We start from the raw sequence: 24152 nt of genomic DNA, 5'->3' as shown, positions 1-24152 counted from the left end.
ATGACCATCAATACGAACCCCAAAAAACTCCGCGGCTTTGAACAGTTCATCAAGGTCAAGGTTGAGAACGTTTCGCGTCGCAGCATCCTGAAGGGCCTCGGCATCGCCGGAGGCTTCGTGCTCGCCGCTCCCGTGATGTCACGCCGCGCTTTCGCCGCGTACGAGACCGGCGCGAGCAAGATGCCGCACGGCACCGTGGTCGACCCTCGTGTCTTCGTGTCGATCGCACCGGATGGCTTGGTTACGATCCTCGCACACCGTGCCGAGATGGGAACGGGCGTCAGAACCAGCCTGCCGTTGATCGTAGCCGAAGAGATGGGAGCCGACTGGTCGCGCGTCCGCGTCCAGCAGGCCCATGGCGACGAAGTCAGATACGGCAACCAGGATACTGACGGATCGCGCAGCACACGGCACTATCTGATCCCGATGCGCCAGATCGGCGCCTCGGCTCGCACGATGCTTGAAACCGCTGCGGCGAAACGCTGGGGCGTACCGGCGACCGAAGTGAAGGCCGCCAATCACGAAGTGGTCCACAATGCGAGTGGACGCCGCATCGGATTCGGCGATCTGGCTGCCGATGCGGCGAAGGAGCCAGTGCCGAGTATCGAAGGCCTGAAGCTGAAGGACCCGAAGGATTTTCGCTATCTCGGCAAAGGCGAGATCGGCATCGTCGACCTGCGCGACATCACCACCGGCGCGGCGCATTACGGCTCCGACACGCGCCTGCCCGGCATGAAGTACGCCGTCATCGCGCGGCCTCCGGTCACCGGCGGCAAGCTCGCGTCGTTCGACGCAGCAGAGGCCATGAAGGTTTCCGGCGTCGAAAAGGTCATGGAAGTGAAAGGATGGCCGTGGCCCTCCAAGTTCCAGCCGCTCGGCGGGGTCGCCGTGATTGCTCGCAACACCGGTGCTGCGATCAAGGGCCGCGATGCGCTAAAGGTTGTCTGGGACGACGGACCTAATGGCAAATACGACTCGGTCGCCTATCGGGCCGAACTTGAGGAGGCCGCGCGCAAGCCAGGGCTGATCGTGCGCAAGGAGGGCGACGTCGATGCCGCCTTGAAGGGGGCCGACAAGGTGATCGTGGGTGAATATTACCTGCCGCACCTTGCCCATGTCGCCATGGAGACGCCCGTCGCGGTCGCCGACGTCAAAGGCGACAAGGCCGATATCTGGGCGCCTGTGCAAAGTGCGGGTGGAACCCGCGAAGACGTCGCGAAGACGCTCGGCATTCCCGAGGAGAACGTGACCGTCAACGTCACGCTGCTAGGCGGCGGATTCGGACGAAAGTCGAAGTGCGATTTCGCGCTGGAAGCGGCCCTGCTTTCGAAGGAACTCGGTGCGCCGGTCAAGGTGCAATGGACGCGGGGCGACGATATTCGTCACGGCTTCCTTCACACCGTTTCGGTGGAACGCATTGAGGCCGGCCTTGATAAGAAGGGCAAGGTGATCGCCTGGCGGCACCGCAGTGTCGCACCGAGCATCGCATCGACATTTGCGGCGGGTACGGTGCATCAGGCACCTTTCGAACTCGGCATGGGACTTGTCGACATGCCCTTCGAGATCGCCAATATCCAGTGCGAGAACCCGGAAGTGGCCGCACACACCCGCATTGGCTGGTTCCGCTCGGTGTCGAATATCCCGCGCGCCTTCGCCGTGCAGTCCATGGTTGGCGAGCTCGCGCAGGCCACCAACCGCGATCAGAAGGAAATGTTGTTGGACCTCATCGGCTCTCCGCGAATCGTTGACCTGTCTTCCGTGAAGGATCTCTGGAACTATGGCGAGCCGTACTCCAGCTATCCCATCGACACGGCGCGGCTGCGGCGTGTCGTCGAGCTGGTCGCTGAGAAGGGCGAATGGGGGCGGTCGGTGCCCAAAGGCCATGGGCTCGGGATTGCTGTCCACCGTAGTTTTGTCAGCTATATCGCGACCATTGTCGAGGTGGCCGTGGACGACAAGGGCAAGTTCACGGTGCCTCGGGTCGACACCGCGATCGACTGCGGCACATATGTGAACCCCGAGCGAATCCAGTCCCAGATCGAGGGCGCCGCGATCATGGGAATGAGCCTTGCCAAATATGGCGAGATCACGTTCAAGGACGGCAAGGTACAGCAGCGCAACTATGACGACTTCCAGGTGATCCGAATTGACGAGGCTCCCCGCGTGACCAACGTCTACATCGTGCCTCCTGGCCCCGACACGCCGCCGAGCGGCGTCGGCGAGCCGGGCGTGCCGCCCTTCGCCCCGGCATTGGCCAACGCCATCTTTGCCGCGACCGGCAAGCGTATTCGGGTGCTGCCAATCGGCAAGCAACTGGAGACGTAGAGGCATTGCTCGCAGAGACCGGTTCATCGACCCGACGGCGAAACGGTCGCTCAAACAAAAGGAATGCGGCGGATATGTTCGGCCGCATTTTCTTGTTCTCGAATACCGCGCTCGGCGGTTGGTGCTGGGCTACTTCTTGACGGCGAACACCCAGACCACGCCGCCTTGGAGCACGTTGTTTCGAGACCGATGTTGTTGGTCGGAGTTGGTCTTCTGCTCCTAGAGCAGTTCGCCCGTCGTGGCGTCGAAGGCCCGGAAGTTGCGGTCGTTGGTCCCGCCGGCGAAGAAGAGCTCGCCTGCAGTCGCTGTGACCGAACCAAACAACTGCGATTTTGGGAAATTGTACGACCAGGTCTTCGTTCCCGGGTGGGATCCCACGCTTGCACTTCACCATAATGATCGGCGCCCCGAGCGCACCTTGAGGCCTTAGAGCTTACGGGGATCCAGCGGTAGCTTCGCGCCGCTGAAACCTCTGCGGCAGTTGTCGTTGGCGGTCTATCGGCGCTCGGACGGTCGCAATGTGAGGCGCAGATCAGCCCTGCGTGGCACCGACGCGACCCGAAAAGGTCGAAGCGACCATCACGACGCCGTCCTTGAGCTTCAGCCCGAGCGCCGCAAGCGGACGCGGAGCCGGCCCACCGATCACCTCAGCGGCGTTTCGGGGGTCGTAGATGGCGCCGTGGCAGGAACAGACGAACGCGCTTCGCTCATTCGACCACGCGTTCACGGGGCAGCCCTGGTGCGTGCAAATCGCCGAATAGGCAACGACGCCGTCTGCGGCGCGCGCCCGCGTCTCGTCGGTCAGTGCGGCGGGGTCGAACCTCGCCAGGATCACCAGATTGAGGCGGCTGTCGCTGCGCACCGTGCCGTCCGGAGCCATCGGATAGGCCTGTACCTGCGGGCCACCGCGCGCAAGGTCCTCGGCCCGCGCCACTTGTCCCTTCTTCGGACCGGTCAAAAACGCGAAGCGATCGTCCGGCGCCGGGGGCTTGGCGCCCTCGCCCTCTTCGGCCGTGCGCGCGGGGCCGGCCAACAGCAGCGGCGCTAGCGCCAGCCCGAGGATCGTTCGACGCTTGTAGCAGCGACAGTGCAGCCAGTCATCGCAAGGCATGTGCTCGCTCCTTCCATTATTCGGTTCCATTGACGTTCGCGATCAGGCGCAGCGACACCATTGCCAGCTCATCGGGGCCATGGATGTAGCCGACCCTGAAGTAGCCGTTGATCGGGTGTCTGCCGGGCTTTGTGGCCCGGACGCCGATCGCGAAGTCGAGCCCACCCTCCCGGATGGTGCCTCGCACCACGCGACGCTCGAACGCCACCCCATCGTCAAACGACGAGAGCTCGATCACGCGATTGTTGTAACCCTGGAGAACGCGGTAGCCGTCGCGAATATGCAACGTGGCGTGCAGCACTGCCGGCTCGCCGACCTTGGCGGACACGTCGGTCACCTCGACCACGTAGGCAGGCGAATCATCGGCTCGCGCCTGTTCGAACCCCAGCCAGGCCAGAGAGGTCGCCAGCGCGGCGACCAGTGAAAAGGCAGAGAAGCGGATCATCGTCAGAATCCCTAACGGGTGAGACCCGACCAGGTCGCTTGACAAGACAACGCCCACCGGCCGAGAAACCGGCCGCCATTGCTGGCGGCCGGTCGCGAACCAAGATGGACTCACTTGGAGACGGCGAAGACCCAGACGACGCCGCCCTGCGGCACATCCTTCTGCCAACCGACCAACTGGCTCATCAGCTCCTGCTGGAAGGCCGGGTCGACTCCGTAGCCGGACTGCACCGACACATATTGCACGCCGTCGACCTCGTAGGTCGAAGGCGGCGCCATGATGCCGGAGTTAGTCTTGAACCGCCAAAGTTGCTCGCCGGTCCTGGCATCGTAGGCGCGGAACTCACGGTCGTTGGTGCCGCCCGTGAAGAGCAGGCCGCCGCCGGTCGCGAGCACCGAGCCCCACATCATCGAGGCCGGATACAGGTTGCGCCAAACCCGCTTACCGCTGTTAACGTCGTACGCTTGGAGCTCGCCGTAGAAGCTCGCCTTGGTGTCGACCGAGAAGTGAAAATCCGGGATGGCAACGCCCGTCCACCACTGTCCGGGGACGCGCTCCTCGACCTTGCCTTCAAGGTTGTTGCAGTGGTTCTCGTTGGACGGAATGTAGACCATTCCGGTCTTGGGGTTATAGGCCTCGTACGGCCAGTCCTTGCCGCCCCACAGGCCGGGGCAGAACTGGGCCGCCTTGCCGGTGGCCGGCTTGTGGGCCATGTCGACCTCAGGCCGCCCGGTCTTTGGATCGATGCTCTTGAAGACGTTCTGCGGCACGTAGGCCTGGGCGTTGATGTAGGAGATCACGCCGTCCGGATTGCGCTTGAGCCAGTAAATGTAGCCATTGCGCGCCACTTTCAGCAGGCCCTTGGTGGTGGCGCCGTCCTTCTGGAAGTCCACCAGCAACGGGGCGCCCATCTCGTCCCAGTCCCACGACTCGTTCTGTTGGTACTGGAAATAGCCCTTGATCTTGCCGGTATCACCATCGAGCGCGACCGTGGAGGCGGTGTACAGGTTATCGCCCGGCCGCTGATCGCCGAACCATGGCGAGGCGTTGCCGGTCCCCCAATAGACCGTGTTGGACTCGGCGTCATAGGTGCCGGTCATCCAGGTGGAGGCACCGCCGGTCTTCCAGGTGTCGGGCTTCTGCCAGGTATCGCTTCCCGGCTCGCCGGGTGCCGGAACCGTGTAGGTCTTCCACACCGACTTGCCGGACTCGGCGTCGAATGCCTGCACGAAGCCGCGCACGCCGAACTCGCCGCCCGCCACGCCGACCAGAATCTTGCCTTTCACGGCCAGGGGCGCCATGGTCATGTAGTAGCCGGTCTTCCAATCCTCGACCTTCGCCTGCCAGGCGACCTTGCCGGTTTTGGCGTCGAGCGCGACCAGTACGGCATCGAGCCCGGCGTGGTAAACCTTGTCGCCGTACAGCGCCACGCCACGGTTGGTGTTGTGTAGGGCGCTGAACCCTTCGGGAAGCTTGGGCTTATAGCGCCAGAGCAGCTCGCCAGTGGCCGCATCCAGCGCGATCACCTGACTGTACGGCGTCGAGATAAACATCACTCCGTTGTTCACGATCGGCGGCGCTTCGTGACCAGAATCCACACCCGTGGAGAAGCTCCACACCGGTACGAGCGACTTCACGTTGCTGGTGTTAATCTGATCAAGCGAGCTGTAGCTCCACCCCTTGTAGTCGCCGCGCGTCATCAGCCAGTTGCCCGGCTCCGGATTTTCCAGCCGGGCTGCGGTCACCGGGCTGTAATTCTCGATCGATCCTGCGCCGGCAGCGGTCGAAACAAGGGTTGTGAACGCGACAACGCTCGATAGAAGCCATTGCTTTCTGGTCATAGCCATCTCCCTATGTTCCTCACCCACCCCATGGTGGGTGGTGCGATCGTTTGGGCGCCGGCGACCGCGCCCCCTCATCCCGGTTGCGGAGCGCCTACCTTTCCAACGAATGTTGCAGCTACTCTTTCTCGTTGCTCGCCACCTGCCTGGATTGCTCCAAAACCAGCGTTGCCAACGGCCCCTGCGCCATCGCGCCATAGCTTTGCAGCGCAGGGGCATGTGGGTTTTGCATAATCAACACAAACATCCGCTGATCGTTCTGTCGCCTGCCAATCTTATTGTAGCATGCGATGATCCCCCGAGTGCTTGACACGGCGGCACGCGCGGTCGGCGCGGCAAATTTCAATGCGGACCAGATGCGCGGCATGGCCGATCACCTCGCAAGGGCAGGCGTTCCGCTCGCCCCCAATCAGGTCAACTACGCCGACGAGCAGCGGAAACAAATGGCGTGCTCGAAGCCTGCAGTGAGCTCGATGTGGCACGGTCGCGTATTTTCCCCTTGCGTCCGGCCGCCTCACGCAGCCGTCGGAGAGCATGGATACGAAAGTGCTGCTGACGTGTCTCGCCGATATTGCCGGCGCGCACGACGCCAGCATCAGCCGGGTCGCCTTGAACTGGCTGTTGGCGCGCGACAGTCACGTGATTCCCATTCCCGGCGCAACCAAGCCTCATCACGCCAGGGCCAATCTCGATGCACTCGGTAGGCGCTTGAGTGAGGCCGAGCTCGACGCAATCGACCGAGCCTCAGCAGAGAGTGGAAAATGAATCCGGCGCCTTTCGTCCCTCACCTCAGCGATGACCCGCCCCTTGAAGCGGCGCGACCGATGCCCCCGCTCGCCTGGCTCTTGGAAGTCCGGAAGTGAAGCCGGCGTTCGAAGTCAAAATGCGCCTCGTCCGCTGACGGGAGCACACTGTGCTCTCCGATGGTCCCGTAGAGCGTTTTGGTCTAGCATGAAGCTGGGGCAGCGTTCGAACTCCCGAGTGGACGGCGATCTTGCGGTCCGACCGCGATGCTCCAGCGCGTACAATGGGCGGAGCCGCCTCTCTGGGCGGCGTCGGGTGGCCGTGGCCATGGGCCGTGCTGGCGTGGACCGCGCTGCTGGTGGCGATCGTCGTGTCGTTCAGGCCGACGGTCCCGGTTATCTGGGGCGACACGCCGCCCTTCGTTGAATCTGCGCTTCTTACGCTCGAGACCGGAAAGCCGACCGTGGCGGGTGGGCGCGATCCGGGTTACCCGGCGCTCCTGGCCGTGACGTTCGCGTTCGGAGGTGACCTCAGTACGGTGGTGCGGCTGCAGCAGGCGGCGTGGGCCGTCCTGATGTTGGCACTTGCAGCAACCGCCCAGACGGCGACGCGCAATGCCGCTGGGCTCGTGCCGATCATCCTTGTGGCTTTGTATCCGGGCCTGCTGCTGTTCAGGCACGTCCTCACCGCAGACCTTCTCTTTGCGGTGTTCGTCAATCTGGCAACGGCTGGATTGCTCGTTGCCACCTGCGCCGGCAGAACGGCGCGGTGCTGCGCGGTCGCAGCCGCCGTCCTGTGTGCAGCAGTCGCGGCGTGCCTCAGGTCGCAGGGAATGCTGGTCCCAATCGCCGTCGTCCTGGTGGGTGCTTGCGTCGCCCGGCCAGACACGCCCGCGCGCCTTGCCGTGATCGCCCTGTCCGTCGCGGCGGCGCTGGCCCTCCTCGCCGCCGGTTCCCGGTTCGGGGCTTCCGACTCCGACCAGTCGTCCACTGTGTTCCTCCCCAAGACACTGTTCTGCAATCACCTGAACATCGTACTTGCAAGCGATGCAGCGCGACGCGAGATAGTGTCGGCGGCCGGCGACCGCGCCGACGCCACGATGGCACGGCTTGCCGCCGACTTCGCTGCGGAGCCGGGTCGCTGGCCCGTGCTCGGGTTCTTCGGCGACGCGTGCCTCTTCGACGCTGCACTGGATCGAGACGTCGCCGACGATACCGGGAGTGCTGTCGGCGCGGCCTCAGCCTATCGCAGCATTTTCCTAGCCGCCGTGCGCGATCGGCCGCTGGCCTACGCTGGCAAATTCGTCCATCAGATGGCCTATGGAGCGTCGGTCGCATGGCCGCCCTACGGACTCGAGCCCGCCATACCGGTGTCGACCGACGACGTGCCGCTCGTGTCCGACATCATAACGCGGCACGGCCGGGCGGCTCAGCCCATCGATCGGCAAGGCGCACCAGTTCGGATCGGCCTATTGTCCGACCTCCCTGGCATCTCCGCCTATCTGTTCAAGGCGTTATCCACCGCCTTCGTTATCGCCGTCATATTTTGGGCGGTGACCGCCGTGTGGCGTCGGCGCCCCGAGTTCTCGGCGCGCGCAGGGATCGTGGTTGTGATGTGGGCGGCTTCGATCATGACCGCCGCCGGCGCCCACACCCTCGATGTCTGGCGATATTTGGTTCCCGCAGTGCCGATGGTGAGTCTCATGCTGTCCCTTTGCGCCGTCGAACTGGCCGCATGCCGGCGGAGGGACTAGTTGCGCCACTCGCGAGTCTCGTGTGCGCGGAAGACCCGGGCGCATCGCCTGCGTGGGACGGGTCCTGACGGGACGCCGATCGGGACAGATCGAATGACGTCTCTCGCCCCGGAGGGCGCAGGGCCAAATAAGCAAGCCGCCGCAACTCGCGGCGGCCACGCACGACGGTGTCGAGAATCATTCCAGTGAAGAAGCTAAGGAAGGCGAGTATCATCAGTCCTGTCGAAAGAACCGCGGTGGGCAAACGCGGCACCAAGCCGATCTCAGCATACGTGACGGCAACAGGCACCGCGATCACGATCGAAACGAATCCGAGCACCGCGCCGGCTGTACCGAAGAAGAACATCGGCTCTTCGATTCGAAACAGCGTCAGGATTGTTAACAAGATGCGCCAACCGTCGCGGAATGTGGAGAGCTTGGACGTCGAACCTTCCGGCCGTACTTTGTAATCAGTCACGACCTCGGCCACCGGCATGTGCAACTCCAGAGCATGGATGCTCATCTCCGTCTCTGCCTCAAAACCCTCCGAGAGAGCTGGGAAGCTTTTTACGAACCGGCGCGAGAATACGCGGTAACCCGACAGGACATCGTTGAACGAGCGACCGAAGATACGCGACAACATTCCAGTGAGGATCGCATTGCCGAGGCGATGGCCTGGCCGATACGCGGTCTTCGCGATCGAACTTCGTGCCCCTACCACCATGTCTAGCCGACTTTCGATCAACTCCCGTACCATCGTCGGAGCAGCCGCTGCGTCATAGGTCGCGTCGCCGTCGGCCATCACATAGACGTCGGCATCAATGTCTGCAAACATCCGGCGGACGACATTGCCCTTTCCTGGCGTCAGTTCTGTTCGAACTATCGCGCCAGCAGCGCGAGCTACATTCACAGTGCTATCAGTCGAATTGTTATCGTAGACATAAATGACGGCGTCAGGCAAAGCCGCACGGAATGCTGTTACCGTGGCGCCAACGGCCGCCTCTTCATTGCGACAAGGAAGGATTACCGCCACGCTGTGTTGCTTCATGGCCTGACCATAAGGCCTGCAGTCTGCTCATCCAGTTCGCCCGGATCCACCGTATGAGTCATGGGGACTTGCAAATCAACACCAGCATCCGCTGATCGTTCCGTCGCCTGCCAAATTCATTGCGGCGTGCGATGATCCCCCGAGGGGTTTGCCACGCGATCCTCCCGCGGCTCCCAGGCAGATGCTCCGCCCCCGAGCAGATGCTCGCGCGACGCCGGAACGCACTCTGGGTGCGTTGGAGTGTTCGGGGGCCGTCGCACACACACCGAGCTACGAGAACGCGCGCCAGGGGCGCCAGGGTCTTCCAGTCCCTTCGATCACGGATCCGTCTGCGCTGCACGTCGAATTCGTTGTCGAACTCTTGCATGGTCCTCGTACCTGCATGCCGTGGCCCGCGAAGATGTAGAGCGGCACCCGCATGCCAAGATACAGACGCAACCAATCAGCCCTATCATTGCGTTAGAGGAGGGGTAGCGACACCGCCGATATCGAGGGCGCCAAAACTGTGACGTGCAGACAATGACCTGGAGCTCGTCGAGCGTCAGTGCTTTTATCTTGCGCTCTCCCCCTCTTCACGCTCACTTCGCTCAAGCTTCCTCTCTCCGCCGTGACAAGGTCCTTGCATCGACACCACGTGGCGTCGCAGGCCGCGAAAATCCCGGTGCGCCGTGCCGGTTTCCGCGCCCATCAACGGCACAATTTCGCTGCAGCAAGGGGCCGTCGTCGCTCCTGCAAGCTGACGAAATATCACCTCCTGAGATCGAAAATCCGAGTCAGATCCGACGCAATATTCCGATCGCTCAGCCCAAAATACCGGCTCAAAATCCGTCCAATTGATCGCATTTTGCAGGCGGCGAAGCCCCTCTTCCGAACGCAAAGGCGCTCCTCCTCCCTCTCAAAGCGGCGCAAGCAACGAAAAAAAGGCCCCGCCTCGGAGGAGCGGGACCGATGATCCGATTGGATCAGTCGCCGCTGCGGCGCGACCAGATCAGGGTGAAATCCTCGTCGCCTTCGACCTTGACCAGCGAGGCGTAGATCGGAGCCGGGTCATGGCGTTGCCGAAATGATCGACGTACACGATCTCGCAGAGGTCGTCCGGCCAATCCGGGTGGCGATTCGCGTCATCCTGACATGGCTGGCCCTGAGGCGGCTCCCCGCGCGCCAGCCTGGCTGCAACCGGTGCGAAGAGATCGCGACCGTGAAGACTGGCCGAGAGGCGCTCCGGCTTCCAGTCGATGTGCCAGCTCCGCGTCTGTCCGGCACGGCGCTGGACCAGTTCGAACAATCCGTTGCCCGGGCCGACATACCAGCGGCCGTCGGCCTCGACGATGACAGGCGGGCGTGCCCCGCCGACGCCGGGATCGACCACGCCAAGAAAAACGGTACCCGCCGGAAATCATGCGGCATAGGCCGCCAGCAGGTAGGCCGAAGCCTTGGGATTACCAACCGGCGCATCAGCAAACAGGTCAATAATGGATGTGCCCGGCGCCATCTGGTCCAGCACCGCCTTCATCTGACCCACATACGGGCCGAGCAACCCGAAGTCCGTGAACAGCACAATCAAAGTTGCCAGCTAACCTCCGTGCGTCCTGCCGCAATGGGCTCGAGCATCATAGCGCGACGGCGAAACAATAGTGCGCATCTTCAGCGGCCATGGCGCGGCAATGATATCAGTGGGTTAGTTGAAAATTTCCGATTTCATTGTGTTGCGCTTGCTGCGTCGGATTTCCACCTATTCTCAAGCGTGCCCCTGCACTCTCGGCGGACACAACCCTCCGCCGATGTAAATGGCAAGTGCGGCCCCTTGGAGGCCCGAGGCCGGCATGCGCGGGCGAACCGCACCATCCGTAGGTTGCCCGCTGAAAAGTGACCTGTAGCCTGGCCGGCCGAACGTTAGGAGAGGTCGGTGGTCAAGAAGACGAAGAAGGCCGCCAAGTCCGCGAAGAAGCGCAAGCCGGCCCCAAAAAAGGCAGCGCCGAAGACGACCCAACGCGACCGGTCGATCTCGGAGCGATTGCATGCTATCGGCAAGGTGCGCAAGGCGGCCGAGGAATTTCTCAAGATCCAACTCGAGATCGATCATGCATGCGGCAAAGGCGGTCAACTCGCGTTCGGCGAGTTCGGCGCGCGGTTGGCGGCCGCCAAGAGTGCTTGGGAAGTTGCGATCTTGAACTCGGACGATGTCACGGACTGGATTGCAGCTGCGCGTAAAGCCGCACATCTGCCTTAGGTGTTCGGCAGGAGCTTCGATACGCTCGCCGTTTTGGTAGGCTAGGCGCGGCAGTTCCGTTTCCAACAGATCGGCAACGGATCGACCAGGGGCGCTTCGTTTGGCCGGTGATGCCAGGTTACGACGGTTCGATCAGGCTGACACCGGCACAACTTGCGATGCTGATCGAGGGCATCGACTGGCGCGCGCCAGAACGTGTGTGGAAGCCAGCTCTTGCCGGCTTAACCGCCAAAATCCCGATGAAATAAGGTGAAGCTGCTTCTTCGAATCAGCGTGTTCGACAAGACTCGGACATACAGCTCGACCTCGACGATCTCCGACAGATACAGCACTTCTGCATCGCACGGTTCGCGATATTGTCGGCGGAATCGAACATCGCAACAGCGCGATTGAGCGCCTCAAATCGCTTATCAAGCAATTGCAGCGCACGCAGTTCGGCCGCCGCTCCGAGCGCCTCGATCCGGATCAGCTCGCGCTTGCGCTCGAAGATCTTGACGGCGTAATTAGGGACAACGGTAGTCCGTTGACATCGCGCGCGATGTTGCGATGCAACATGCCATTGTCGAAATAAATACATTGATCAGAAGTATTGGGAAAACTAAAATACAACTGGGAATTCAGTTGCAGCCATTACTACTAAGCTCCACTTTTGCGATCCGAAGCGCCTTCTCCTGACGTTCGTCGCCCCAAGTTCAAGAGCAAGTCCTCGACTAAAACGGCGCAATCCATCCCGATCCTGCTGTGACCCGAGTTCCCTAGTACCCGGCAGTATCGCGAGAGGATTACAAAGGATGAGACGCGTGGGAGCCGCCGTGGCGGGCCTCCTCCTTCTAATGTTCGGACTGAGTAACCACGCTTTGGCTTCCGAGCCGCGGCGCGTGTTGCTGTTGCACGCGTTCGGTCATCCCTTCTCGCCGTGGAGCGACATGGCCGGAAGCTTCCGTGCGGAGCTGATCAAGACATCCTCAGATCCGATCGATCTCTTCGAGGTCTCGCTGGACACTGCGAAGAAGATTCGCAGTCCCGAGGACGAGGCTCCGTTCATTGAATATATTCGAACTCTCCTTTCGGGACATAGGCCCGACCTGATCGTGCCAGTAGGAGCGCCGGCTGCATTCTTCATGCAGCGCCATCGGCAGGAGCTGTTTCCGATGACGCCGATGCTAATCGTTGGAGCGGACACGCGTCGCATACCCGACGCTACTCTGACCGAAAGAGATACGGGCGTTCTGCTGGACCTCGACCTTCCCGCCTATCTTGAGAACGTTCTGCGCCTACGACCTGAAACAACAGATATCGCCGTCGTTGTTGGAGATTCGCCCGTTGAAAGATACTGGACCACCGAACTTCAACGTGATTTTCAGCGACTAGCCGATCGAGTGAAAATTGAATGGTTAAATGATTTGACGTTCAGCGAAATGCTCGACCGCGCTGCTGCGATGCCGCCGTCCTCTGCGATCTTTTGGTTCCTACTCTCGGAAGACGCAGCAGGCGTCCCTTACTCGCAAGACCGCGCGCTCGAAAAAATGCGCGAAGTTGCCGCCGTCCCCATTTTCGGCATGGGCGATTACGAGCTGGGCCGAGGCATTGTCGGCGGCCCTTTGATGCAAACACAGTTTCTCGGCCAGGAGGCGGCGGCGGCAGCCCTGCGTATCTTGGGGGGGGAGGCGCCCGGCGGCATAAAGCCTCCCCCTGTGGTGTTCGGGGCACCAATGTACGACTGGAGGGAACTGCAGAGATGGGACATAAGTGAGAACCGATTGCCCGCCGGCAGCGTGGTTGGGTACCGGGAGCCCACCATATTGGAGCAATATCGCTGGTATCTGATCGGAGCGGTTTCCTTTATTCTATTTCAAGCCCTCCTTATTGTGGGTCTTTTCCTGCAACGAGCCCGCCGCCAAGCGGCGGAGATCGACCTTCGAAGCAAGGAGAGCGCCCTTCGCTTTAGCTACGAACAAGTTCGGCAACTGGCCGGGCGACTCATCAACGCACAGGAGGAGGAACGGGCCCGTATCGCTAGGGAACTGCACGATGACGTCGGGCAGCGCGTTGCATCGCTCTCCATCGGACTAAGCGGTCTGAAGGGCCGCGTGCCGGATTCTGAGGAGGCCGTAAGGCGCGAATTGTCCCGGCTTCAGCAGCAGACGGTAAATCTGGCCGGAGACTTGCGAGACTTGTCGCACGAGTTGCATCAAGGCGTGCTCGATCACGTTGCATTGCCTGAGGCTTTGCGCGAGCGATGCGATGAAATAAGCGCCACGTCAGGCACTCAGATGTGGCTCGAAGTGCCTGATCGATGGTTGGAAGTCAAGGACGACGTCAAACTCTGTCTTTACCGGGTCGCACAGGAAGCGCTTCGCAACATCGCCAAGCATGCCCATGCCAAGACAGGGCGCATCTCGCTCGCGCGCTTCAACGGTCATGTTGTGATGAGCATATCCGACGACGGGCTTGGGTTCAAAACGAACGGCGCGATCGACCAACGTGGGATAGGTCTTCTGAGCATGCGTGAACGCGTCAGAATGCTGGGAGGCCGTCTTGAGGTGACGTCGTCGCCCAATGCAGGCACAGTCGCTACCGTGACCATCCCGACGGAAGACGGACCGGGAGACAGACATTGAGACCTCAGATTATTCTCGCGGACGACCATCTGATGGTTGCCGAAGGACTCGGTCGTTTGATCGGCGATGTGGCCGATTTGATAGCGCAAGTTACGGATGGTCGACAACTCGTCGATGCTGTGCGGCGACTTCAGCCTGACATCGTTGTATCAGATATTACGATGCCTGTACTGAGCGGCCTCGACGCCATGCGCGAGCTCAAAGCGGCGGGCTCGCGGTCCCGCTTCATATTTTTGACAGTCCATACTGAGCCGCAAGTCGCCGCGGAAGCGCTGCGCGCAGGCGCGAGCGGATATCTTCTCAAAGCCGCAGCAGGCGAGGAGCTTTTTGAAGCGATCCGGGCTGTCATGGCCGGCCGCGTATATCTGACTCCGCACGTCACCAAAGACGTTCTACGGGCAATTTCGCAGCCCGAGGGTAAGGAAGCAAGCCACTTGACGCAGCGCCAGCGAGAGGTCCTTCAACTCATTGCGCAAGGCAAGCGCATGAAGGCAATTGCGGCGGAGCTGCACATCTCCATAAGGACTGTTGAAGACCACAAGTCGCAATTGCTCCATACCCTCGACGCGAATAGCACTGCCGATCTCATAAAACTTGCTCTCAAGCTGGGGCTCGTTTCCGAGTAGTCCGACATCGGGGAAATCCGGTTGGTGGCCCCCGTGATTCCCACGCCTGACAGACCGGGGCCTTCCCCGATGCACTGATTAGTTGCGCGCGTAGTCTCATCGCGCGGCCGTAGGGGCCACCACGGTCCCCTATAATCACTCGCTGGCGGACGCAGAGGGTGCTCAATGTCAAGAGCCATTACCTTTCCCACCCCTTCCGTGAGCGTTTGCGTCGTCTTCTACACCGCAGCGGCCCTGATGGTGTCAGCGCAGGCCATTGCAGTCGTACTCTGAACCACACCCAAGAGGGAGACTAAGGGAGTGCAAATGCGACAAGGGTAACCGAGTTGGCTGACCATCGTTTGAGAAAGACAGCTATGTGACACGGATACGCGTCGTCCTGGCCGAGGATCATCCTGCGATGGCTCAGCAACTCCGCGCGCTGATCAGCTCCGATTGCGACGTTCAGGTCGTACAGGATGCACAATCGTTGATGGTGGCTGTTGGGTTAGAGATGCCTGACATCGTCATCACTGACATCACCATGCCAGGCAACAGCGGACTGGCAGCGGCCCGGGACATCCTCGCCGCGCATCCCGAAGCTCGCATTATTTTCGTTTCAGTTCGGGTCGAGCCGGCCGTTATCAGACAAGCCATGGCACAAGGAGCACGCGGATACGTGGTCAAGGCCGACGCCGGCGATGAATTGGCGAATGCGGTTCAAGCCGTTCTTGATGGCGGCAGCTATGTGTCTGCTTCTGCGCAAGACGTGCTGAAGCGCGGGCGATAAGCCATCGAGACACATTCGAACCGGGCGGACGAAGGGATTGAGCATTCAATTAGCACTTCAGGTCTGATTTTGATTCTGTACTGGAGGAGACGGCAGTGTTCTTGCGTAGAGTTTTAAGCTTTGCGGATCCGCTGGCCTGCGAAGCGGCTATTGGGACTGCCGATGTCGAGCTATTTCCCACAACGAAGGGAAATTTTCATGCCAAGATTACGCAAATTGGCATGAACGGGCTCTTGATGCATCGAGTTCACATATCCCTCCCAGAGATTAGTACGGTCGCTGTGAAGCGCGGTCGTAGATCGATTGGCTTTCTTACCGAACCTGATTCAGCGCCGTTGCTGCACTGCGGCTTGGAGGTCCTCCCCGGTGACATCGTCTTGAACAGATCCGATGTCGTACACCAACGATCTGAAGCTAACTTCCGTTATGGCACGCTGTCTCTTCCGCTTGATGGGCTGGTTATTGCTGCCAAGGCCATAATCGGTCGTGAGCTACCAAAGATGTCGCAGAAGCCGGTTATCCGCCCACCCGCTGCGCTGATGCACCGACTCCTGAGCCTGCACAGAAGTGTCGGACAGCTCGCCCATGATACGCCGGACATACTCGAGCAACCGGGGGTACGTCGCGCGCTGGAACAGCAGCTAATCCACGCGATGGTACGGTGCCTCGCCGAAGGCGCCGGCGCTGAAATGACAAAGGGTGCATGGCGCCACGATGTCATTATGCGGCTGTTCGGGGAATTCTTGGCGGCAAATCGTGACCGGCCGCTCTATCTGACCGAAATTTGCGCAGGCATCGCGGTTGCGGAACGAACACTCCGGGCTTCCTGCAAAGAGCATCTCGGTATGGGACCGATCCGTTATCTGACTTTGCGCCGACTGCATCTCGTGCGACGAGCGCTGTTGAAAGCAGATGTCCGCGATACAACCGTCACCCGCCTTGTCACCGACCACGGCTTCTGGGAGCTTGGCCGTTTTTCGGTTGTTTACAGGCAGCTTTTTGGGGAGTGTCCCTCGGAGACCTTGCGCCGGCCCCAGCAGCAAACCGCAATCTATCTCAATCGTACATCACCACTCGATACCAATGCTTGGTCGTTCCACTGACGGCGCGTCTAAGGCTCACTGGCGAATGGTTGCCGGCCTTGTGCGAGGCTATCAATGGCGTTTGAAGAACCCTGTAAATCGGTTGTTCGTCCAGGATCCGCGTTAATGTTAGAACTGCGCACGCTCCACATAGCCGACCACATGGAGCGAGCCCCGCTCGAACTCGCAGACCACCTGCGGCTTTGCCGTTGAGAGCCGCCGAATCTGCATAGTCAGTGGCTGCGAAGTTGACATAACTTGGCTTGGCTTGAACTTGGCAAAGCTTGTCGACGGCCGCCCGCACCCTATGGAGGGGTTGCCATGTTCCTTAAACCGTTCTGCGTCCTTGCCGTCGCCGCAGCGGCCTTGGCAATGACCGTATCCGCATCGGCGCAGGCAACGCGTACGACGCATGCGCCAGCTCAGGATGCGTGGAAAATTCCAGCACCAGCTGGTAGCGGCAAGATCCCTTTCGCATTCAGGCAGGATTTGTTCGACCGAAATGACCCGAACAACCTGCGATCTGATTATCCTGGCCCACCTACTCAACCTGGCGCAGCCCGATAGGGTAGCTGCTCGCGGTCGCCCTAAACAATTCCTAGTCGTGATACAGTATGGCTAAAGAGAGTGTAGCGCGAGCTTTCGGCCCCTAGCGGAGCTGAGGAAGGTCCTTCAGTCCGTGAACCGGCACCGAGACAACGTTGGAGGTTCCCCAAGCCGTCGAAATTCGTATTCGGCGGGATGCCCACTCCAAACTTTAAGTAAACACGTTGCTGATAGCCGCCGCAACGCGACCGCCGCAATCGATGACCGGTGCTCCCGAGGCACCGTGATCGATGACAAGACGGATGTCACCTTCATACATTTCCAGAAGCACGGTGCCCGCGAGCCAATGGCGGAAGAACGCGATCGTTGTCTTGCCACCGGCATGCACGCTCATACCAGGGCCAACAGCTCGCAAAGAAGCTGAACAAACAAGTATCGTCGTTGCGCCAGTCCGGAAAGCGCACGGCATTCTTCGTTCGAAGACGCTTTGTTCGAAATCGTCTGACGTTGGAGGCGTCCCATGAAAGCCCGTCAACATCTCCAGAGCCTTGCTGTTTTGACTCCTGTTCTTCTGGCTCCTAGCGTGAGCTTCCTCTCCATCGTTTCCATTCTGATTGTTGCCGGTGGCCTGATCGGATCGCCTGCACAGGCCGCGGGCGAAACGCCGAAGGACATGCTGGCTGCACAGATTCGCATGCAAGGCGTTTCCTGTGACAAACCACTCAGCGCTGTGAGGGACGCGAAGCGATCGAAGCCGGATCACGAAGTCTGGGTTCTCAAATGTAGCAACGCGACATATCGGATAAGCCGCTTTCCTGACATGGAGGCGCAAGTGGAACGACTTCGATAGCGCTTGCAGAGGACCTATTCGATCACCTCGTCGGCGCGGATCAGCAGCGTCAGCAGAATTTCAGCGCCGGGCGCCCTCGTGCCTCGGCAAATATCCTCAACAGACTCGCCGTCCTTGCCATTATTGCATAGCGGCTGCGGCCGCGCTTCCCGGATTATCGTCGGCCCGACTCGGAATACGGTATCCGGGCTGTCAGGCAGTCTTTCAATTGATAGCGGCACAAGGTCAAGATCGCCTGCCGTCTTGCCGGAATTGCATATTCGTCGGACGCCCCCGCCACCTGTCGATCTTCCGAACCCGCATAGTCGAAAGCGGCCAATTGCTTGATGCTGCCTGCCGCGGTGAGACCAATAGCTTCAACAAGTCGCAAGAACTGTCCGCCGGTCCGACGGGACGGGGCATATGGCAGAAAACGGCACACTTTCGTTCAGCGATCCTGATGGTTACGCCGCCGGATTCGGCGATGCACGTGTCAATCTCACGATAACGGGTGCCGGAGATTTCAAAGCACGGCTGACACGGCTGAAGTTGACAGATCTGGAAATCTATCGGTGTTGCGAAAGCCTCCCGCGCATTGCTTATATCTCACTGCCCCCCGAGCAGATGTTCCTCTCGTTTCCGGTCGGTACGGTATCTCTGATCTCCGACGGATTTGCGTTGCGAAACGACGACATCGTTTTGCACGGTCGCGGCCAGCGCACGCATCAACGATCTAACGAAGCATGCCAATGGGGGTTGATATCGCTATCGCCCGAGCAATTCGCGAGTTGCGGCAAGGCATTGACCGGCCAGGCGATCGCGCCGCCGCAAGCAAGCAGAATACTCCGCCCTGCGCGCGCGGAGATATCAAGATTCCAGCGCCTTTTTGCGCAGGCCTGCCATCTTGCGGAAGCCAGACAAAAATTGATCGAGCGCCCGGAGGTCGCAAGAGCGCTGGAGCAGGAAATGCTTCACGCGATCATCAATTGCCTGGTCGCCAACGAGACGTACGGCAATGCCAAAACAAGACACCATCACGCCGCTGTCATGGTTCGTTTCGAAGAAGCGCTAGACAAACACATTGACCAAAAACTCAGCATGCCCGCGCTTTGTGCGGAACTCGGCGTGCCGGCACGAACGCTACGGATGTGTTGCGCCGACTTCCTCGGCGTAAGCCCCACGCGCTATCTCTTGTTGCAACGATTGAACCAAGCTCGCTCGGCGCTGCGGCGTGCCGATCCTGCCACAGCGAGCGTCGCGGAGGTCGCCCGAAGTCATCGCTTCCTTGAGCTTGGGCGCTTTGCGGTGACGTACCGCACCACCTTCGGTGAATCGCCGTCAGCCACACTGCAACGTGATCCGCAAACATAGGCGCAAGTTGCCGAAAGCGCATAGCGCATGCAGAGCAACCACTGGAAAATCGCCGGATCGACAACGGAGCGGACGGCCTGGTGGTGGCCGGCGGCGAAGAGCCACGACCTCTTGCCGCGCTCCGCATAGGCAATCCGAAAACGCTGCCCATTACCGGTCAGAACTCGCAACGGAGGATCTGGAATCATGAAGATCAGTAAACGGATAGGGAGAAGCACCTGGACCAGCCTGTTGGCATCGTTCGCCGCCTTGATGGTGGCAAGCGTTCCGGCGGCCGCGCAGAAGAAGCCCAACATCGTCATGCTCATGACCGATGACACCGGATGGAACGACTTCGGTGCCTATTCAGGAGGCGGCGCGGCCCTCGGCCACCCGACTCCGAACATCGACCGGATCGCCAAGGAAGGCGCGGTGTTCACTAACTGGTACGGTCAGGCGAGCTGCACGGCGGGCCGCGCCTCGTTCATAACTGGGCGCATCCCGATTCGATCCGCGCTCTCGATCGTGGTGGCCCCGGGTGACGAAAATGCGCTGAAGAAGGAAACGCCCACCATCGCCGAATTCTTCCAGAAGAACGGCTATTCGACGTATTTTTCCGGCAAATGGCATCTCGGCGACAAGGCTGCGGCCTACCCGATCGAGCACGGCTTCGACGAGATGAAGGAGTTTGCCGCATACTATCCGGGCGTCTACACCTATAGCGACACCTCTCGGTACTTCCATCCGTGGTTCCCCTCGTACAATCCAGAGTTCAAGAATGCCTATTTCGACGTCGTGAACATGTACGAATGGGAGGGAGTTGCCGGTCAACCAGCGAAGAAAGTTTCGGAAATCACCTATGACTATCTGACGACTTTCGATACTCGGCAAGCCGACTCCGCCATTGACTACATCAAGAAGCACGCGAGAGACGCCAAGCCATTCTTCATGGACGTCAACTTTATGAAGATGCACAACCCGACCAATCCCGCGGCAAAGTTCGCTGGGAAGTCGCGTCTTGGCGACTACTCGGATGCGCTCTTGGAGCTTGATGACGACATTGGCCGGATCATGGATGCCATTCGCGCGGAGGCACCCGACACAATCGTCATCGTGACGGCGGACAACGGTGCTTGGCAGGACGCCTATCCTGACGCTGGCACCACGCCGTTCCGTGGCGAAAAAGGTACAGCGTTTGAAGGCGGGTGGCGCGTGCCGGGCTTGATGTGGTGGCCCGCACACGTCCCTGCCGGCGCGAGGTACGACGAAATGATGTCGCATATCGACTGCTGGTCGACGCTGGCCAAGATGGTCGGGCTCACCCCGCCGCCACAGGGCGCGTGGACAGACAATAACGGCAAGCCGATCTACTTCGACAGCATCGACAACAGTGCTTACATCCTCGGCCAGGCAAAGCATTCTGCCCGGAGATCGTGGATCTACGTCGATGGCGAAAATTTCATGGGAGCGCGCGTGGACGTCGGCGGTGATCCAAGCAATCCAGATCTGAGCATCGCGTGGAAATACCTGTGGACGGCTAAGGACACCTGGCTCGGTTCCGAGCAAAACCTCGGCTCAATCGGCGCGGTCTACAATCTCACCATGGACCCGTTCGAGAAATACGACATGGTCTTCAATGGCGCGGTCGCCGCGCGCCTGGCCCAGACCTCGCCCGGCAAGTATGCGGGGCAGGACAACGGCTGGATCTTGGCACTGATTGTTCCTGTCGTGATGGAGTTCAACAAGTCGATTGTTGAGTATCCGAGCATCAAGCGGACGCCCGGAGGAGCCTCGAACGACTGGAGGCCCAACCTCCAGGAGCCCAACAACCCTGTGCCGCTGCTGGATATGAAGAATCCGCCACGAGTCAAGGGCGGCGGCGGCTAGTCGCGGCACGCAGCGCCGGTAGCGGCGGGTCGTTGGCGCGATCCGCCGCTGCGCATGCGCACTTCCGCTTCTTGCCTCGCCGCCAATGAAACGGACGACAATCCCAAAGCAATACACCATCACGCCGCTGTCATGGTTCGTTTCGAAGAAGCACTATCGCCGCTGCCGGCGAACCCGATATCAAGAACAGGTTGTTGCAGGACTATGATGCGGTGGACAAGAATTTCAGGGTTCACCTCGATGGCGACGACCAGCGCGATCTCGTCGCCGGACCCGGCTCGCTCACGGTCGAGCAAGCCGTGGAGAAGCTCAGAAATCCTCCGTCGAACAAATTAGCAGATGAACACTCCCGATCGATGGATTGCGATGTCCTGACGCGTCGCCAGGACCTTGGAGATTTGCCGAAAGTGCATAGCCCGAATGGGCTGCTTCGACCAACCTTCCGTTGAGCAGCTCAGCAATTTGCGGATAGAAACAGTGGCGCGCAACAAGGGCCGGGCTGACAGGAGCGACAAGCTATCGAAGCGCGCCGCGACCTCGAAACCGGTTGGAATCGCGGCAGACGCTCGGAGCGACGGTACCAGCGCCTTACCCCTTCGCTCGTGGAGGTCGATGCCGCGGATAGCCATGCTGACGGCAGTCATCGTCGTCGCGATGGGTGGTCTGGCCTGGCTGTTGGTCGCCGAGGGCGAATTCGCCTTGCCTGGAGCGCTGCGTACCAGCAGCGCCGCCCCTGCCCCCGCCTTTGTCGGCAGCGAAGCCTGCGCCGGATGCCACCAAACCGAAACGGCGTTGTGGAAAGACTCCCAGCACAAGCATGCCATGCAGCACGCCAGTGCCGCTACCATACTTGGAAATTTTGACGACGCAGGCTTCGACTATTTCGGCGTCCATACGCGCTTCTTCAAAAAGGACAACAAGTTCTTCGTCGAGACGGATGGGCGCGACGGCAAGCTTGCGACCTTTGAGGTGAAGTACACGTTCGGTGTAGAACCTTTGCAGCAATATCTGATCGAATTTCCCGACGGCCGGATACAGGCGCTTTCAGTCGCCTGGGACAGCCGACCGAAGGACCAGGGCGGCGAACGCTGGTTTCATCTCTATCCCAACGAAGAAATCAAACACGACGACATTCTGCACTGGACCAAGCTCAATCAAAACTGGAACTTCATGTGCGCCGAATGCCATTCGACCGGCGTGCAGAAAAACTACGATGCGGCCAATGATCGCTTCCACACGACGTGGACGGAAATCAGCGTTGGCTGCGAAGCCTGCCACGGCAAAGGCTCACGTCACGTCGACTGGGCGCATGGCCAGCATAGCTGGTGGCCGTTCGGGCGAAATGAGGACCCGTTGAAAGGGCTTGCGGTCTTCTTGAATGAACGTGATGGCGTCACGTGGCAACACGACCCCAAAACCGGCAATCCACAGCGCAGTGTCGCCCCTGCGGTTACGCGCAGGGAAGTTGAGACCTGCGGGTTGTGCCATGCGCGACGCGGGGAATTTTCGGAAGACTGGATCCCGGGACAGCCGTTGTCGGATACTCACATGGTCTCCACCCTCGCTCGCGGGCTTTACCATGCAGACGGGCAGATGCTCGGCGAGGTCTACAACTACGGCTCGTTCAAGCAGAGCAAGATGTTCGCAGCCGGTGTTACCTGCAGCGATTGTCACGAACCGCACTCCGCCAAGCTCCGTGCTTCAGGCGACGGCGTTTGCTTGCAATGTCACGCCGCCGACAAATATGAAGTTGTCTCACACACCCGCCACGAAGGCGTGACGCCGACGGTGACCTGCGCGTCATGCCATATGCCCGTCAGCACATACATGGTGATCGACAAGCGACACGACCACAGCCTTCGAATTCCCAGGGCGGATCTGTCGGTGAAGCTTGGCACCCCGAATGCCTGCAACAGCTGTCATGCCGACAGATCCCCGCAATGGGCAGCCGACACGATCGAGCAGTGGCACGGACCGGCGCGGAAAGGCTTCCAGACCTACGCTGAGGCGTTCCATGCTTCCTGGAGCGACCGTTCGGATGCGGCGGCGCTGCTGGCGGTGGTCGCCGCCAGCCCGACAACGCCGGCGATCGCGCGGGCGAGCGCCCTGAGCGAACTCCATTCGCGGGTTTCGCCCGCCAACATCGAACTGGCTCGCAAGGGCCTGGCGGATGTCGATCCGATGGTGAGAATTGCGGCGCTCGACATGCTTGATGGTCTTCCAGGCAATCGGATCTGGCCCCTTGTCTCGCCGCTTTTCTCCGATCCCAGCCGCGGCGTTCGCATCAGAGCGGCATCGGTGCTGGCCGCCATGCCGGTAGCCAACCAGCCTGCGACCGACCGCGAAGCTTTCGAACGCGCGGCAGCCGAATTTATCGCGGCGCAGCGATTCAACGCCGATCGGCCCGAAGCCCGCTCGACGCTCGGAAACTTCTATGCGCTTCGCGGGCTTACCGCCGAGGCCGAGAACGAATACAAGGCGGGACTGCGGCTCAGCCCGCAATATGCGCTTGCCGCGATCAATCTGGCGGATTTGTATCGGCGGCTTGGCCGGGATGGCGACGCGGAGACCTTGCTGAGGACGGCGATTGCGTCTTCACGCCAGGACGCCGGCTTGCACCATGTGCTCGGGCTAACCCTGACCCGACAAAAACGGCCTGATGACGCCCTCGCTGAATTCCGCACGGCGGCCGAGCTTGAACCTGATCGTTCCCGATACGGCTATGTCTATGCCATCGCGCTGCATTCGTCGGGCCGGATCGACGAATCGATGAAGGTCCTGAAGGAAAACCTGGCCCGGCATCCGGACGATCGCGAAACCATTTTGGCCCTCGTCACGTTCAACCGCGATGTCGGAGATATCAATGCCGCCCTCGAATACGCCGAGCAGCTCTCTCGCCTTACCCCGAATGATCGTGATTTGACCCGATTGACCGACGATCTTCGCGCACGCTTGAAACGATAAAG

At 60.6% G+C, this 24152-nt stretch carries 20 protein-coding genes and 3 pseudogenes; 15 read left to right on the top strand and 8 right to left on the bottom strand.

Annotated elements, in window-relative coordinates:
- Positions 1 to 2325 carry a molybdopterin cofactor-binding domain-containing protein gene (locus tag ACE10Z_RS14005; RefSeq protein ID WP_375788423.1) on the top strand — a complete coding sequence of 775 codons (2325 nt, stop codon included), beginning with the start codon at positions 1 to 3 and terminating at the stop codon, positions 2323 to 2325.
- A gap of 129 nt (positions 2326 to 2454) precedes the next feature.
- Here ACE10Z_RS14005 and ACE10Z_RS14000 read toward each other — a convergent pair.
- From ACE10Z_RS14000 to ACE10Z_RS13980, 5 genes and pseudogenes are all read right to left on the bottom strand, one after another.
- Positions 2455 to 2817 (bottom strand): annotated as a pseudogene (locus tag ACE10Z_RS14000) (PQQ-binding-like beta-propeller repeat protein); the annotation flags it as partial.
- Positions 2818 to 2857: 40 nt separating this feature from the next.
- Positions 2858 to 3436, bottom strand: coding sequence for a ubiquinol-cytochrome c reductase iron-sulfur subunit (locus ACE10Z_RS13995; RefSeq protein WP_375788422.1), 579 nt, complete (start codon positions 3434 to 3436; stop codon positions 2858 to 2860).
- A gap of 16 nt (positions 3437 to 3452) precedes the next feature.
- Positions 3453 to 3881, bottom strand: a complete 429-nt coding sequence (locus tag ACE10Z_RS13990) for a hypothetical protein (protein ID WP_375788421.1) — start codon at positions 3879 to 3881, stop codon at positions 3453 to 3455.
- Positions 3882 to 3991: 110 nt separating this feature from the next.
- Positions 3992 to 5722 (bottom strand): PQQ-dependent dehydrogenase, methanol/ethanol family, encoded by a 1731-nt coding sequence (locus tag ACE10Z_RS13985; protein WP_375788420.1) that lies wholly within the window; start codon positions 5720 to 5722, stop codon positions 3992 to 3994.
- Positions 5723 to 5840: 118 nt separating this feature from the next.
- Positions 5841 to 6089, bottom strand: a complete 249-nt coding sequence (locus ACE10Z_RS13980; protein WP_375788419.1) for a hypothetical protein — start codon at positions 6087 to 6089, stop codon at positions 5841 to 5843.
- Positions 6090 to 6256: 167 nt separating this feature from the next.
- Between ACE10Z_RS13980 and ACE10Z_RS13975 the strand changes: the two genes are divergently transcribed.
- Together ACE10Z_RS13975 and ACE10Z_RS13970 are read left to right on the top strand one after the other, a co-directional pair.
- Positions 6257 to 6487 (top strand): aldo/keto reductase, encoded by a 231-nt coding sequence (locus ACE10Z_RS13975; protein WP_375788418.1) that lies wholly within the window; start codon positions 6257 to 6259, stop codon positions 6485 to 6487.
- 313 nt (positions 6488 to 6800) lie between these two features.
- Positions 6801 to 8219, top strand: coding sequence for a hypothetical protein (locus ACE10Z_RS13970; RefSeq protein ID WP_375788417.1), 1419 nt, complete (start codon positions 6801 to 6803; stop codon positions 8217 to 8219).
- Here ACE10Z_RS13970 and ACE10Z_RS13965 read toward each other — a convergent pair.
- Entirely contained in the window at positions 8167 to 9246 is a 1080-nt protein-coding gene (locus tag ACE10Z_RS13965) for a glycosyltransferase family 2 protein (protein ID WP_375788416.1), read from the bottom strand. The genes ACE10Z_RS13970 and ACE10Z_RS13965 overlap by 53 nt on opposite strands.
- Before the next feature lie 988 nt (positions 9247 to 10234).
- Positions 10235 to 10759 (bottom strand): annotated as a pseudogene (locus tag ACE10Z_RS13960) (S-adenosyl-l-methionine hydroxide adenosyltransferase family protein).
- Between the two features lie 393 nt (positions 10760 to 11152).
- On the opposite strand from ACE10Z_RS13960, the gene ACE10Z_RS13955 reads away from it, so the two are divergent.
- The 7 genes and pseudogenes from ACE10Z_RS13955 (at position 11153) to ACE10Z_RS13925 (ending at position 16595) form a co-directional block, all read left to right on the top strand.
- Entirely contained in the window at positions 11153 to 11476 is a 324-nt protein-coding gene (locus ACE10Z_RS13955) for a hypothetical protein (protein WP_375788415.1), read from the top strand.
- A gap of 110 nt (positions 11477 to 11586) precedes the next feature.
- Positions 11587 to 11724 (top strand): hypothetical protein, encoded by a 138-nt coding sequence (locus ACE10Z_RS13950; protein ID WP_375788414.1) that lies wholly within the window; start codon positions 11587 to 11589, stop codon positions 11722 to 11724.
- A 167-nt stretch (positions 11725 to 11891) separates the two neighbouring features.
- Positions 11892 to 11981, top strand: a pseudogene (locus ACE10Z_RS13945) (transposase); the annotation flags it as partial.
- Between the two features lie 307 nt (positions 11982 to 12288).
- Positions 12289 to 14097 carry a histidine kinase gene (locus ACE10Z_RS13940; protein ID WP_375788413.1) on the top strand — a complete coding sequence of 603 codons (1809 nt, stop codon included), beginning with the start codon at positions 12289 to 12291 and terminating at the stop codon, positions 14095 to 14097.
- Positions 14094 to 14723, top strand: a complete 630-nt coding sequence (locus ACE10Z_RS13935) for a response regulator (protein WP_375788412.1) — start codon at positions 14094 to 14096, stop codon at positions 14721 to 14723. Before ACE10Z_RS13940 ends, ACE10Z_RS13935 begins: the two co-directional genes overlap by 4 nt.
- Before the next feature lie 400 nt (positions 14724 to 15123).
- Positions 15124 to 15492: a response regulator transcription factor gene (locus ACE10Z_RS13930; RefSeq protein ID WP_375788411.1), complete on the top strand. Its 369-nt coding sequence runs from the start codon at positions 15124 to 15126 to the stop codon at positions 15490 to 15492.
- A gap of 95 nt (positions 15493 to 15587) precedes the next feature.
- Positions 15588 to 16595, top strand: a complete 1008-nt coding sequence (locus tag ACE10Z_RS13925) for a helix-turn-helix domain-containing protein (RefSeq protein WP_375788410.1) — start codon at positions 15588 to 15590, stop codon at positions 16593 to 16595.
- A gap of 736 nt (positions 16596 to 17331) precedes the next feature.
- Here ACE10Z_RS13925 and ACE10Z_RS13920 read toward each other — a convergent pair.
- A complete protein-coding gene (locus ACE10Z_RS13920) occupies positions 17332 to 17514 on the bottom strand; it encodes a hypothetical protein (protein ID WP_375788409.1) in 183 nt (60 codons plus the stop codon).
- 126 nt (positions 17515 to 17640) lie between these two features.
- Here ACE10Z_RS13920 and ACE10Z_RS13915 point away from each other — a divergent pair, with 126 nt between their 5' ends.
- From ACE10Z_RS13915 to ACE10Z_RS13895, 5 genes are all read left to right on the top strand, one after another.
- Positions 17641 to 17970, top strand: coding sequence for a hypothetical protein (locus ACE10Z_RS13915; protein ID WP_375788408.1), 330 nt, complete (start codon positions 17641 to 17643; stop codon positions 17968 to 17970).
- Between the two features lie 402 nt (positions 17971 to 18372).
- Positions 18373 to 19320, top strand: a complete 948-nt coding sequence (locus ACE10Z_RS13910) for a helix-turn-helix domain-containing protein (protein WP_375788407.1) — start codon at positions 18373 to 18375, stop codon at positions 19318 to 19320.
- Between the two features lie 186 nt (positions 19321 to 19506).
- Positions 19507 to 21186, top strand: coding sequence for an arylsulfatase (locus ACE10Z_RS13905; protein ID WP_375788406.1), 1680 nt, complete (start codon positions 19507 to 19509; stop codon positions 21184 to 21186).
- A gap of 194 nt (positions 21187 to 21380) precedes the next feature.
- Complete coding sequence (locus ACE10Z_RS13900) at positions 21381 to 21635, top strand: hypothetical protein (protein WP_375788405.1); 255 nt, start codon at positions 21381 to 21383, stop codon at positions 21633 to 21635.
- Between the two features lie 178 nt (positions 21636 to 21813).
- A complete protein-coding gene (locus ACE10Z_RS13895) occupies positions 21814 to 24150 on the top strand; it encodes a tetratricopeptide repeat protein (protein ID WP_375788404.1) in 2337 nt (778 codons plus the stop codon).
- The last annotated feature ends 2 nt before the right edge of the window (positions 24151 to 24152 follow it).

Origin of the sequence: Bradyrhizobium sp. Pha-3 (assembly GCF_042258615.1) — a bacterium.
In the GTDB taxonomy this organism is placed as follows: Bacteria; Pseudomonadota; Alphaproteobacteria; order Rhizobiales; family Xanthobacteraceae; genus Bradyrhizobium.
The sequence above is the reverse complement of the archived record's forward strand: the minus strand, read 5'-3'. Positions and strand labels throughout refer to the sequence as shown.

Bases quoted from the DNA above. Each gene is read 5' to 3' on its own strand.
- ACE10Z_RS14005 (WP_375788423.1), top strand. From the start codon at position 1: ATGACCATCAATACGAACCCCAAAAAACTCCGCGGCTTTGAACAGTTC.
- ACE10Z_RS13995 (WP_375788422.1), bottom strand. From the start codon at position 3,436: ATGCCTTGCGATGACTGGCTGCACTGTCGCTGCTACAAGCGTCGAACG.
- ACE10Z_RS13990 (WP_375788421.1), bottom strand. From the start codon at position 3,881: ATGATCCGCTTCTCTGCCTTTTCACTGGTCGCCGCGCTGGCGACCTCT.
- ACE10Z_RS13985 (WP_375788420.1), bottom strand. From the start codon at position 5,722: ATGACCAGAAAGCAATGGCTTCTATCGAGCGTTGTCGCGTTCACAACC.
- ACE10Z_RS13980 (WP_375788419.1), bottom strand. From the start codon at position 6,089: ATGCCGCGCATCTGGTCCGCATTGAAATTTGCCGCGCCGACCGCGCGT.
- ACE10Z_RS13975 (WP_375788418.1), top strand. From the start codon at position 6,257: ATGGATACGAAAGTGCTGCTGACGTGTCTCGCCGATATTGCCGGCGCG.
- ACE10Z_RS13965 (WP_375788416.1), bottom strand. From the start codon at position 9,246: ATGAAGCAACACAGCGTGGCGGTAATCCTTCCTTGTCGCAATGAAGAG.
- ACE10Z_RS13950 (WP_375788414.1), top strand. From the start codon at position 11,587: ATGCCAGGTTACGACGGTTCGATCAGGCTGACACCGGCACAACTTGCG.
- ACE10Z_RS13930 (WP_375788411.1), top strand. From the start codon at position 15,124: ATGGCTCAGCAACTCCGCGCGCTGATCAGCTCCGATTGCGACGTTCAG.
- ACE10Z_RS13920 (WP_375788409.1), bottom strand. From the start codon at position 17,514: ATGAGCGTGCATGCCGGTGGCAAGACAACGATCGCGTTCTTCCGCCAT.
- ACE10Z_RS13915 (WP_375788408.1), top strand. From the start codon at position 17,641: ATGAAAGCCCGTCAACATCTCCAGAGCCTTGCTGTTTTGACTCCTGTT.
- ACE10Z_RS13910 (WP_375788407.1), top strand. From the start codon at position 18,373: ATGGCAGAAAACGGCACACTTTCGTTCAGCGATCCTGATGGTTACGCC.
- ACE10Z_RS13905 (WP_375788406.1), top strand. From the start codon at position 19,507: ATGAAGATCAGTAAACGGATAGGGAGAAGCACCTGGACCAGCCTGTTG.
- ACE10Z_RS13895 (WP_375788404.1), top strand. From the start codon at position 21,814: ATGCTGACGGCAGTCATCGTCGTCGCGATGGGTGGTCTGGCCTGGCTG.